Origin of the sequence: Bacteroides sp. UBA939, from assembly GCF_002293435.1 — a bacterium.
Taxonomy (GTDB): Bacteria; Bacteroidota; Bacteroidia; order Bacteroidales; family Bacteroidaceae; genus Bacteroides.
In genome coordinates, this window is the sequence record NZ_DBDF01000038.1 from 1 (window position 1) to 11,367 (window position 11,367).

The 11,367-nt window shown below is 48.0% G+C and carries 12 protein-coding genes; all 12 read left to right on the forward strand.

Annotation, left to right across the window (positions count from 1 at the left end):
• Positions 1-653 precede the first annotated feature (653 nt).
• On the forward strand, positions 654-2,417 hold the full coding sequence (locus B2Z67_RS02635; protein WP_291528268.1) for a helix-turn-helix transcriptional regulator: 1,764 nt from the start codon (positions 654-656) through the stop codon (positions 2,415-2,417).
• Positions 2,418-2,650: 233 nt separating this feature from the next.
• Positions 2,651-3,208 (forward strand): Pvc16 family protein, encoded by a 558-nt coding sequence (locus tag B2Z67_RS02640; RefSeq protein ID WP_291528269.1) that lies wholly within the window; start codon positions 2,651-2,653, stop codon positions 3,206-3,208.
• Positions 3,205-3,972, forward strand: coding sequence for a hypothetical protein (locus B2Z67_RS02645; protein WP_291528270.1), 768 nt, complete (start codon positions 3,205-3,207; stop codon positions 3,970-3,972). Before B2Z67_RS02640 ends, B2Z67_RS02645 begins: the two co-directional genes overlap by 4 nt.
• A 53-nt stretch (positions 3,973-4,025) precedes the next feature.
• A complete protein-coding gene (locus B2Z67_RS02650) occupies positions 4,026-5,525 on the forward strand; it encodes a phage tail sheath family protein (protein ID WP_291528271.1) in 1,500 nt (499 codons plus the stop codon).
• Positions 5,526-5,558: 33 nt separating this feature from the next.
• Positions 5,559-6,023: a phage tail protein gene (locus tag B2Z67_RS02655; protein WP_291528272.1), complete on the forward strand. Its 465-nt coding sequence runs from the start codon at positions 5,559-5,561 to the stop codon at positions 6,021-6,023.
• Between the two features lie 4 nt (positions 6,024-6,027).
• Positions 6,028-6,528, forward strand: a complete 501-nt coding sequence (locus tag B2Z67_RS02660; RefSeq protein ID WP_291528273.1) for a phage tail protein — start codon at positions 6,028-6,030, stop codon at positions 6,526-6,528.
• A gap of 6 nt (positions 6,529-6,534) precedes the next feature.
• A complete protein-coding gene (locus tag B2Z67_RS02665) occupies positions 6,535-6,741 on the forward strand; it encodes a hypothetical protein (RefSeq protein ID WP_291528274.1) in 207 nt (68 codons plus the stop codon).
• 24 nt (positions 6,742-6,765) lie between these two features.
• On the forward strand, positions 6,766-7,425 hold the full coding sequence (locus B2Z67_RS02670; RefSeq protein WP_291528275.1) for a hypothetical protein: 660 nt from the start codon (positions 6,766-6,768) through the stop codon (positions 7,423-7,425).
• A gap of 7 nt (positions 7,426-7,432) precedes the next feature.
• Positions 7,433-9,205: a type VI secretion system tip protein VgrG gene (gene vgrG / locus B2Z67_RS02675; RefSeq protein ID WP_291528276.1), complete on the forward strand. Its 1,773-nt coding sequence runs from the start codon at positions 7,433-7,435 to the stop codon at positions 9,203-9,205.
• Positions 9,206-9,285: 80 nt separating this feature from the next.
• On the forward strand, positions 9,286-9,588 hold the full coding sequence (locus B2Z67_RS02680; RefSeq protein ID WP_291528277.1) for a PAAR domain-containing protein: 303 nt from the start codon (positions 9,286-9,288) through the stop codon (positions 9,586-9,588).
• 4 nt (positions 9,589-9,592) lie between these two features.
• A complete protein-coding gene (locus B2Z67_RS02685; protein ID WP_291528278.1) occupies positions 9,593-10,012 on the forward strand; it encodes a GPW/gp25 family protein in 420 nt (139 codons plus the stop codon).
• A gap of 312 nt (positions 10,013-10,324) precedes the next feature.
• The gene (locus B2Z67_RS02690) at positions 10,325-11,224 is read left to right on the forward strand and encodes a hypothetical protein (RefSeq protein ID WP_291528279.1); all 900 of its coding nucleotides are present in this window, start codon (positions 10,325-10,327) and stop codon (positions 11,222-11,224) included.
• Positions 11,225-11,367: the final 143 nt, after the last annotated feature.

An 11,367-nucleotide genomic window follows, 5' to 3' on the forward strand; every position in this document is an offset into this window, starting at 1 on the left:
AACTTTTCCATAATGAACCAATAGGCTCCGACGCCTTTGAAGGTTTCTACGCTGATCAGGTTTTGCATTCTGGGGTCATGCATCGCCATAAGCGGATGTTTCAGATAGAAGTTACTTTTCATATCAGGTTATTTGGGTTTTTACAGTGGGAAAAGTTTCCGGTAAGACGGTTCATTATAAATATGACATTCAAACGTAAGATTTCTTATGTGAAACTTTTCCCGTATTTTTATACTGCAAAGGTATAAAAATGATAATTTATAGCAAATGTACGGTTTGGCGAGAAAAAACGCCCTTAGAACATGCTGTAAGCCCTATTTTTTCCGCCAAACCGTACATTTGCTAATTTTTCACTTTAACATAACATTAACATTTTGGTAGACCTTTGGCCTCCTTGAAACAACCTATAATACCCAATCCCACCAAATTTCATCCTTTAGCATTATGCCAATTCTAAAAGAACATTCATGACCTTGTATAACAACATCACCTCTACCATTATGCAATATATGGCAATACTCTGGAGTCGCATTTCTTAAAGTGGCAGGTACTTAAAGTTAAGATAAAGAAAAATAAAAAAGTTTCCCACAAGCAAGCACTATGTCGCTAATTTTATATTAATTTGCAGATGCTTACTGAATGTAAAACAGAAAATGAGAAAACAAAAAAATATGAACTACCCTTACAGCATACTCGTATTTATATGGTTGATTGTAGCAACCGGCTTTAATGTAACACATGCCTTTGCAGCAAACAACTCCTTGCCGGACAGCCTGCTGACCGAAGACTGTGTCTATGAATATACCTTTTCGAATTATGACAAGGCAGTGCAAATAATGAAGGAACTGCGCAAGCGGAATACCTATTCACAATACCGACTGGACGTGACTGAAGGCGACTTGTATTTCAATACAGGACGCTATCTGCAAGCACTGAAATACTACAAACGGGTAATGAAAAGCGACACGGTGCGAGGTAGCGACAAGGAGTACATGGAGCAGGTACACCGCATGATTTCCTGCTACGACTGCCTGCACGACGAAGCAAAGAAAGCAGGCTATGTGCGGCTATTGTTGCAGAAGGCGGAGCAGTGCGACAACAAAGAAATGAAATCCATCGCCCTCTTCAATATGGGAAAGATGATCTATTACCAAGAGGACAAGCCACGGGGCTACGAAATGATAAAGGAAGCTATTTCCCTGATGAAGCAGACAGACTATAAATACAAGTATGACAACCTACGATATAATTACAACTCACTATTCATCATGCAGCAACGGGACAAACACTACGAGGATGCCCTGCAAACACTGGAAGAGCTGGAAAAGGTGACGACCAAGGCAACCAACGAGGAACCCGGCATCGGCAATCTGGCGGAGAAGGAGCAGAAAACGCTGTATGCGCACCGTGCAGTCGTATTCTCCCGGCTGGGACGGTTCAGGGAAGCGAACGAAGCTTATCAGGCGTGGAAAGCCATCGGGGAGGCATACACCAAAGACGACTATCTGATTATCCCCTATCTGATGGACAGGAAACAATACGACAAAGTGATTGAAATGTACACGCCGCGCGAAGCCTTCCTGTATGCCAACAAGGACACCATCAACTACCACATGATGACGGCGAAGCGTTCGCTGGCGAAAGCCTACGAGGGCAAAGGGAACTATAAACTGGCATCACGGTACTATAATGCGCTCTCCATCCTGACAGACAGTCTGAAGGCACGGGAACAGAAAAGTTCCGCCATCGAACTGGCAACAGTATATGAGACTCACGAACGCGAAGAGGAATTGCACGAACAGACGGAACGGGTGAAAATGTACACAGTCATGCTGCTCTCTTCCGGAGTGGTGCTTGTTATCCTGCTGGTGTTGTTCGTACTTAATATACGGCATACCCGTACCGTTCGCCGAAAGAACACGGCCATGGTGAAAACGATTGATGACCTGCTGAGTTATAAGGACGAACTGGACGAAGCAAAGGAGAAACTGCGCAAAGTGACAGAAAATAATAATACTGCCGACCTGCCGGATAATAGCATCATACCGGATAACGATACCGTAACGGACACGGAAGAAGAAGAGAAAAACCGGCTACTGTTTGAAAAGCTGGACAATGTGGTAACACGTGACAAACTATATCTGAACCCTGACTTGTCGCGTGAGGATTTAGTGAAGCTCACCGGAGCAAATAAAACACGGGTGGGAAGAATATTGCAACAGAATACAGGATTGGGTACAACGGGATATATCAATAAGAAACGGTTGGAATTTGCTGCAAAATTACTAAAAAACAATCCTAATTACACGATACCGACTATCGCCGAAAAATGTGGCTTGCCCAATGTTCCGACCTTTAATCGGCTGTTCCGTACCAAATACGGCATGACACCAAGTGAATATCGAAAAACCACGTAAATTCCCAAAAAATAAGAGATATACAAGTCAAAACAAACGAAACAAAAAAGGTGTGTGCCAAAGTGGTAGATATTTGTGCCAAAGTGGTATATCTTGAACCTCTATTTTCTTGGCTTGTATTTCCGTAAAGACTATTTTTGGACTGTACTAATCAATTTTAACCGGTATAGTTCAAATGAAATAAAGGCGTACTGGCATAGTTAACCGTTTAAAAAAGACTCTTTGAAAGCTATATGATAAAGAAGATAGTGACACACTACGCCTCCCGCCTGGACGAGTACCTGCGCCACAAGTTTCCGCAGCCCGAAGGCATGGCAGAAGTAGGATTCATCGGCAACAGCGCGGATGAAAAACCATGCAAGCTGGTCGTTTCGCTGGTCAACATCGAGCGTGAAACGGCAGGGGGCATAGCGGGGAGTATCAACCGCAGTGGCATGGATTATACGCGGACTTTTGCGCCGCTGCTACTAAACCTCGACCTGATGCTCGCCGCCGTATATGACGAGAGGCGGTATGCCGAGTCGCTTTCCGTCCTGCACGAATCATTGCTTTTCATCCAGTCGCATCCCTTTTTTGAACTGGACGGGCAAAGATATACGGTAGAGGTCGTCACACTCTCGACACAAGACATTAATAACATCTGGTCTACATTGGGTGGACAATATTATCCGTCGGTGATGTGCAAACTGCGCCGTCTCGCGGTGGATGCGAATGAAGCTGTAGGCAGCGGTGGCATCTCCCGCGCCCCGTCGGCCAATGTAACCAATAAAAGAAAGGAGAAAAATACATGAGCCAATATATGCCCATAGCCATCATACGCATCGAACATGATTATTGCGCCCCTCCAGCAAACCCTTTTGTGGACATGGAGCAGACCCCCGACACTCGAAAGCTGACGGATCGACGGGGCGTGTTACTCAGATCTACCGACAGGAATGAGTGGCAATGGATTATGTCCAATGATGCGCCGGGATTTATGGATGATGATGCGCTGGAGCTTTCGATGATTGTGAAAAGCCCCGATTTCCTGCAACAGATAGAGAGCAAAGAATATGAGTTAGGCGGCTTTTACAAATTCACCGTGAAAGACGGAGTGACGGAAGTAAATGCCGATTATGTCTGGAAACAGGAAACAGAAGGACAGAAACTGAGAAACGAGTTCTGCCGCCTAACGCTGAAACCGGCACAAACGTTACAGGCCGCCTGCTGCCCCATATTCACCCTCCGGTTCTCTTCCCGTCCCTATTATTGGGAGTATCTGTGCATATTCAGGGATGAGAATGACCTGCGCGGGAAAGACCTCAGCATGAAGTGCAGCGACAACTCTGTGTCTTTCTTTCCACCGGAAAAGTGCGGGACAACAGCATTCGGAGCCAATGTCTGGAGAATCGTTTCTATCGCTCGGATACCACTGAAGGAGCATTATGATTTTTCACTGCAACTCTACCTCGGCACGCGAGTGGAAAATCGGTTCATTTCACCACCGCAAATGGGAAAATTCCGGTCGGACTCTCCGGATATCCTGAGAGAGATATGCTACATCAGAGAACAATAACCAAAGATTTGAGTCACGTCAAATATAGTATTAATCTTTAAAATTGAAAAACTATGGGCGAATACAAGACCCCCGGCGTTTACATCGTAGAGAAAAACGCATTCGGCAACTCGGTAGTGGAAGTGGAAACTGCCGTGCCTGCCTTTATCGGCTACACCGAAAAGGCGCTGAACGGTACGGAAGAACTGATCGGCAAACCATGGAAGATTACTTCCATGACAGAATTTATTCAGTATTTCGGAGGGATGCATACCCCGAAATATACCATCTGCCTCAAGACGGGCGGTGAGGAATCCGCCCCCTCCGCCAAGAGCTTCTCCGTGAAGACCTCCTCCGGTAGTGAGTTTTCCATTGCTGTGGAGAACGACTATACACTCTATCTGCACATGCTATTGTTCTTTACCAATGGCGGCGGTCCGTGTTACATCGTGTCCGTAGGCAAATACGAAACCGAATTCAAGGCAGCGGACTTCGAGACGGCCTTTACACCGCTGGAAAAAGAAGCGGAGCCTACCATGATAGTCATCCCCGAAGCCGTCAACCTGACGGACACCGCCTGCTATTCCCTGCAACAGAAAATGGTGGAGCACTGCAACAAGATGCAGAGCCGTATCTCCATTCTGGACGTGTTCATCCAGAAATATCCCGCCGACCCGAAAGCAAAAGTAGACTACGTGGAGAATTTCCGTAACGGGTTCAGCACCAACTTCCCCTCTTACGCGGCGGCTTACTATCCTTATCTGAATACTTCCGCTCTCGCTGATACCGACATTACGGAAAACATGATCGTACTGAAAGACAACGTAGCCGACTTCATTACGCATCTCGATTTAGACGAGAAAATGATAACCTCCTTCAAGACCGCTTTTCTCACAGAGGAAAATAGTGGGGAGATGACAAAGGACATCAATCAGGCCCTGCTGCAAAACTCCGTAATTTACCGGCAACTCATAAAAGCAGTCAAGGACAACCTGAACCTACTCTCCCCCTCGGCAGCGATAGCGGGCGTATATTGCTCGGTGGACAACTCGCGCGGCGTATGGAAAGCTCCCGCCAACGTGACGGTTAATTCCGTGGTGAAACCATCGGTAGCCATCAACGACTACGAGCAGGAAAATCTGAACATACCCATGAGCGGCAAGGCGGTGAATGCTATCCGCACCTTCCCCGGCGAAGGAGTCAAAGTATGGGGGGCACGCACGATGGACGGCAACTCGCAGGACTGGCGGTATGTCAATGTGCGCCGCACAATGATTTATCTGGAACAGTCGGTGAAAAACGCCGCACGCGCCTACGTGTTCGAACCGAACGATGCCGGTACATGGATTAACATGAAGTGCATGATAGACAACTTCCTGCGCAGCGTGTGGAAACGCGGCGGACTGGCGGGGGCGACTCCCGAAGACGCCTTCGAGGTGCACGTGGGGCTGGGCGACACGATGACAGCCGAAGATATTCTGGATGGCATTATGCGCATCACGGTGCTGGTGGCAGTCAGCCGTCCGGCAGAGTTCATCGAAATCACCTTCCAGCAGCAGATGCAGAAGAGTTAACTATAGTAGCAACAATAAAAAAATCAATATATTATGGCAGATAATGGAACAGCACAGAGTGCAAGTACACAGGCGTGGCCGTTGCCGAGTTTTTATTTCAAAATCTCCATTACGAATGTAGGGGATATGTCATGCAGTGAAGTGTCGGGACTTGAGATGGAATACGATACCATTGAGTACCGTGCCGGTGACAGCCCGGTGTTCACCAAGCAGAAAATGCCGGGGCTAAGAAAGGCCGGTGACGTGACGTTGAAGAAAGGCATCTTCAAGGACGACAAGGCAATGTGGGACTGGATCAATAAAGTGAAGCTGAATACCATCCAGCGCGAAACTGTCACCGTCAACCTGCTCGACGAATCGGGCGGGGTTGTGAAGACGTGGGTAGTAGTGAACGCCTGGCCCAAGAAGATTACAGTGGAAGGCTTTAAGGCGGACGGCAACACTGCCGCCATCGAGACATTGGTACTGGCACACGAAGGTGTGAATATTTCAACATAGTGATATGGCTGATTCTCCCGCATCACAATCCACTGTTAAATGGATTCCATCCGTTGCTTTTTACTTTCAGGTGAATTTCCAACGGATGGGAGGTACCAACTTCCAAGCTTCATTCCTGGAAATTGGCGGATTGTCGTGGGATTTGGGTAAAAGGGTCTACCGGGGGAATAACGGGAGCTTCCAGGCTGTTCCTACCGGACTGACCTATCCGACGAATATGACATTGAAGCGTCCTCTGGGGCCTATGTCCGGTGCACTGGCCAAATGGCTGAAGGAGTGCCATGACTTTATCTCTTCCGCAAGGAAGGACAGAGATATGCAAGCTATTATGACTTACGATATGGTCATTCATCTGATGGATATAGACGGAAAGCCCCACGCCTCGTGGCAATGTGTAAATGTCTATCCAATGAAATGGAGCTTGGGCAACTTTGCTTCCGACAAGAGTGAAATGGCAATAGAAACTATCGAACTGGCCTATGCCCGTTTGGAACGTGTAAAATAAGAAATTATGCCGATAATAATCAAGGAAATGCATGTCCGCACCGTTGTAGAGAAACGAATCGTCACAGAAGCGGAAGTTTCGGAGGAACTGTTCCGGAAGATAGAAAGCCGTGTAACGGAGGGACTGTTTGCCGGAGAAAGCAACAAACAGCTATCCACCCAGCAGTGGCAGCCCTTCACCCGGCGGTGGCAGCGAAAGAAGAACGAAAGGTAGTGACATATAAAGAACAAAAACGAAATGGGAAAGATGACCATCACCGCCTATAGGGACGACAGTTTCAACAGCGAATGCAAATCCGCATTGAATCTCCCCATCAATCCGAACAAGGTGAAGCTTGGCAAAGGAATCGTTTATGCGGAAGACAAGCAATTGGGCAGTCTGAACGGATCAAATGTCTATGTGCGCTACAAGCCTGAAACGTTCAGTTTCGAGTGTCTGCTGGATATGACTGCCATGGCCGATGACGACGAGAAGAAACCGGTGCACGACATGGTGGATGCTATCGAGGAGCGACTGTACGACTACAACACCGAAGGACATCGCCCTTCGTTTGTCAAGGTGCAGTACGGCGACATCACGTTCTTCGGACAGCTCAAGACACTGGACACGGAATACACCCTGTTCGATGCAGACGGCATCCCGCTCCGCGCCGAACTGAAAGTGACACTGACGGGTTATTGCAACCAGAAGGAGGAAAAGAAACACTTCTCCAAGCATTCGCCTGACGTGTCGCGGTTGGTCACACTGAATGAAGGGCAGACACTCTCCGCCCTCTGCTACGAAGTATATGGTGATGCGCTCTTAGTGGGGCAAGTCGCAAGATTTAATAATCTGAACGGCTATAGGAACATACCGGCAGGTACGCAACTCCTGATGCCGATGTTAAAGAAAGGATAAAGAAATTATGGTAGAATCACCTTCGGTAAATAAAGACCGCGTACTGTCCTGTTCCGTCTATGTGAATGGCAGCAAGCTGAAAGACACCTATTCACTGGTATCAGCTTCGGTGCGACTGGAACTGAACCGAATCGGCAAGGCGACGCTGACGTTCAATGTCGGAAACATGGACAAGCAGACCTTCGATGAAAGTGACGACTCGCTGTTCAAGCCGGGCAACAGTATCCGTCTGGACGCAGGCGAAGTAGATAAGGAGGAAACACTGTTCGATGGCATCATCACCGGGCTGCGCATCCTCACAGAAAAGGACTTCCGCTCTTATATGATGGTGGAGTGCCGCGACAACGCCTACGCTGCCACCCAGGGGCGCAAGAACCGTATCTTCGAAAAGAAGAATGACAGCGACATCATCAAGGAAGTACTCGCCGCCTACGGCAGCGTAGATGTGGATGCCACTTCTTATCAGCACCCCACACTGATGCAGTATTACTGCTCGGACTGGGACTTCGCCCTCTCACGTGCCGATGCCTGCGGACTGTTTGTCTTCACCGAAGGCAATAAGATAAAGGTTAAGAAACCCGATGTAAGCAGCTCGCCCGTACTGACGGTGACCTACGGCACGGACATCATCGCCCTCGACCTCGAACTCTCCTCCGACGACCAGTTCACGCAATACGAAGCCGTGTCGTGGTGTCCCAAGACACAGAAGATGGTTCGGGTTTCCGCTTCCTCCCCCTTGCTCAACAAGCAAGGCGACCTGCAGCCCAAGAACATCACCTCCGGTAACAGCCTGCTGCTGCAAACCGATGCGCCCACAGACGAGAAAGCATTGAAGCAATGGGCGGACAGCATGGCACTGAAAGCCGGACTGGCACGCTATCAAGGTTCCGTCAGCTTTTACGGCTCCGCCAAAGCGAAGCCCGGCTGCATGATTGAACTGAAAGGGCTGGGCAAACGGTTTGGCGGCAACCTGTTTGTCGGTGCGGTGATACACACCATCTGCGACAACGAATGGATCACCGAAGCCGGTGCAGGCATCTCGCCCTTGAACATCACCAATGAAACGGACGTGGTGTCTCCCTCCGCCGCAGGTTTCCTGCCCGGCATACTGGGTTTGCACTCGGCTGTGGTGAGAAAGCTGGACGGCGACCCGCTGAAAGAACAGCGCATACAGGTGGAACTGCCGTGGCTGAACGGTCAAAGCAAACTGCTCTGGGCACGCCTCTCCACGACCTACGCCACCAGTGGCACAGGTTTGTTCTTCCTGCCCGAACCGGGCGATGAGGTATTGGTGAGCTTCGTGAACCAAGATCCCGGACATCCCGTGATTCTCGGCTCACTGTATAGCGAGAAGCACAAGCCGCCCTACGAGTACGAGGCGAAGAATAACAAGAAAGCCTTCGTCACACGTGAGAAGATGCGCATTGAGTTCGACGAGGAGAAGAAAGCTATAACAGTCTCCACCCCCGGAAAGAACACAGTGGAAATCAGCGACGACGGAAAGCATATCCGTCTCTCTGACCAGCATAAGAATGAAATCAAGATGGACAGTGGAGGCATCACCCTCACATCTGCCAAAGACATAACGCTGAAAGCTAAGGGCAACATCACGATAGATGCCGGGATGAAACTCAGTGAAACCGCTAAGCAGGACGTCAGTCTGGGAGGGCTGAATGTGAAAGTGCAGGCAAAAATAGAAGCAATGGTCGATGGTGCCATAGCGAAATTCACAGCAAACGGCCAGGCCATTGTAAAAGCCCCAACAGTAATGATCAACTAATGTACAACGGATAATAGTTTATAGACAATGAAAAGAAACAAATTTTTAACTCTCTATTCTCAACTTTCAATTATACAACCATGCCTCCAGCAGCAAGATTAACCGATATGCACACCTGCCCCATGCAGACTCCGGCGTTTCCCTCGCCGATTCCGCACGTGGGCGGTCCCATAGTGGGTCCCGGTGTGCCGAATGTACTGATAGGGAAATTGCCCGCAGCCGTCGTAGGCGATACGTGCATCTGCGTAGGGCCACCGGATAGCATTATAAAAGGCTCGTCCACGGTGATGATTGGCGGTAAACCCGCAGCCCGCATGGGTGACACCACGGCGCATGGCGGCTCGATAGTTTCAGGATGCCCCACGGTGATGATTGGAGGATAGCAATATGGACGACTTGAGACACCTCTTGAATGCCGATGCCTTCCTCGGTCGTGGCTGGAGCTTCCCGCCCGTGCTGACGGATAGCGGCATAAAGATGTCCGCCTATGAGCAGGACATCGAGGAAAGCCTGCGCATCCTCTTCAGCACCTCGCCCGGCGAACGGGTGAACCGCTACGACTACGGATGCCCTCTGCGCCGATACACTTTCGAGCCGATAACCACGGAAACCACGGTACGGATGCGCAATGACATCACGCGAGCCATTATTCTCTTCGAGCCGCGCATCACTCTGGAAGATGTATCGTTTGAGGAGCAACCGGAGAAGGGTGTGCTGTTGATACGGCTCACCTACACCGTGGTTCGCACCAACAACCGCAACAATATGGTTTATCCGTTTTATCTGAATGAAGGAATGAATGTATAACACTTGAAAAATTACAACTATGCCATTTTACAAAAAAACGTAAGATGAACAGCAGAAGGTCTATTACCCCCCAAGCCATCGTGCTGGGTAGACCTATGGAAACGACAACCATCGCCTGCGACCTGACGCGGATTTCCACTATATCAGATAGAGACATTCAGTCCGTCCTAGTTGGCGTCTCTGGTGCAATACACACCCGCATGGCAGAAGACAGGGGTGAATCTTGAAATTAAGAGATAGCCGCCCTGCTCGCAGGGTGGCTGGTCTTCCTTTCAGAATAAGGAATAGTAGTAACTTTAAAATGTGACAGTTATGTATGTAGGAAGAGAATATAAAAGACAGATCAGTCGGGTGATTGGGAAATCGGATGGGAAAAGTGTGCAGCAGTTTAAAATGAAAGATATCAGAAAAAATGCAACTATTATCCCCTTAATATTACAACGCGCAGCTATCGCAGACAATAATATTAATAAAACTATTCAGAGAGTTAAAACGATAGTAATTGAATTGCTTCCTTCTTCACCCACCCATCTAACCACAGATGCTCAGAATGTCAATAGGCGAAAACATTATATATCATTACGTCTTGGTAGAGACCAAAAACAATACGAAAGAGGTTTGAGACATGGCGTTATTCCTCCTGCAATGATTGCTGCCCCTGCTCCTTCTCCAGTAGCGAATAGTTTGGGGCAAATAGGAACTATAGGAGTTAATGAAACACTTATTATAGTATCCCATGGTGCCCGTTACGTCCCTATTTTTGCATTTAGAACACCTGCTATGTTAGCTAGAGGAATTTTTAATTCGCGCATATTACCTGTTGGTTACAGTGGGCAAATTTATTTAGATGGATGCCATACAGGAGAGCCAGGACTTCTTGGAACTCTTGGAGATGGCTCTTCTTATGCAGAAAAGTTCAAACGTGAATTACGCAATTTGTCAGGTATGGAAACGCCTTCTATATACGGCGATTTTACTGTGAAAGGAAATTTAGGTGCCGCTATGACAAGCCGTTGGGGTACGGAGTGGATTGAGGGCGATAATAGAACAGAGCGATTAATACGTGATAATATTGGTGTACTACCAGCGACACCTTTAGCGAATCATTTTGATGCTAATCATAGAAGGAATCGCAATACATCAAGTGTTTTAGGTCTTAGAAATACGACAGTAACTGATTATAGGGGGAGTTATACAAAAATAGAGTTTTAGGTATTGTTTCTAATGAGATCCCGTTCCGTCGGATTTGTAATCCGCTATATCTTGATACATATGGATGATCGAATTATATTGAGAAATAGTGTTCTTTGACATATTGGGAAAAAAGAATAATAGAGTTGCTTTTATCATGCAGA

Bases quoted from the DNA above. Each gene is read 5' to 3' on its own strand.
- B2Z67_RS02645 (WP_291528270.1), top strand. From the start codon at position 3,205: ATGAGCCAATATATGCCCATAGCCATCATACGCATCGAACATGATTAT.
- B2Z67_RS02635 (WP_291528268.1), top strand. From the start codon at position 654: ATGAGAAAACAAAAAAATATGAACTACCCTTACAGCATACTCGTATTT.
- B2Z67_RS02640 (WP_291528269.1), top strand. From the start codon at position 2,651: ATGATAAAGAAGATAGTGACACACTACGCCTCCCGCCTGGACGAGTAC.
- B2Z67_RS02650 (WP_291528271.1), top strand. From the start codon at position 4,026: ATGGGCGAATACAAGACCCCCGGCGTTTACATCGTAGAGAAAAACGCA.
- B2Z67_RS02690 (WP_291528279.1), top strand. From the start codon at position 10,325: ATGTATGTAGGAAGAGAATATAAAAGACAGATCAGTCGGGTGATTGGG.
- B2Z67_RS02685 (WP_291528278.1), top strand. From the start codon at position 9,593: ATGGACGACTTGAGACACCTCTTGAATGCCGATGCCTTCCTCGGTCGT.
- B2Z67_RS02670 (WP_291528275.1), top strand. From the start codon at position 6,766: ATGGGAAAGATGACCATCACCGCCTATAGGGACGACAGTTTCAACAGC.
- B2Z67_RS02680 (WP_291528277.1), top strand. From the start codon at position 9,286: ATGCCTCCAGCAGCAAGATTAACCGATATGCACACCTGCCCCATGCAG.
- B2Z67_RS02655 (WP_291528272.1), top strand. From the start codon at position 5,559: ATGGCAGATAATGGAACAGCACAGAGTGCAAGTACACAGGCGTGGCCG.
- B2Z67_RS02660 (WP_291528273.1), top strand. From the start codon at position 6,028: ATGGCTGATTCTCCCGCATCACAATCCACTGTTAAATGGATTCCATCC.
- B2Z67_RS02665 (WP_291528274.1), top strand. From the start codon at position 6,535: ATGCCGATAATAATCAAGGAAATGCATGTCCGCACCGTTGTAGAGAAA.
- vgrG (WP_291528276.1), top strand. From the start codon at position 7,433: ATGGTAGAATCACCTTCGGTAAATAAAGACCGCGTACTGTCCTGTTCC.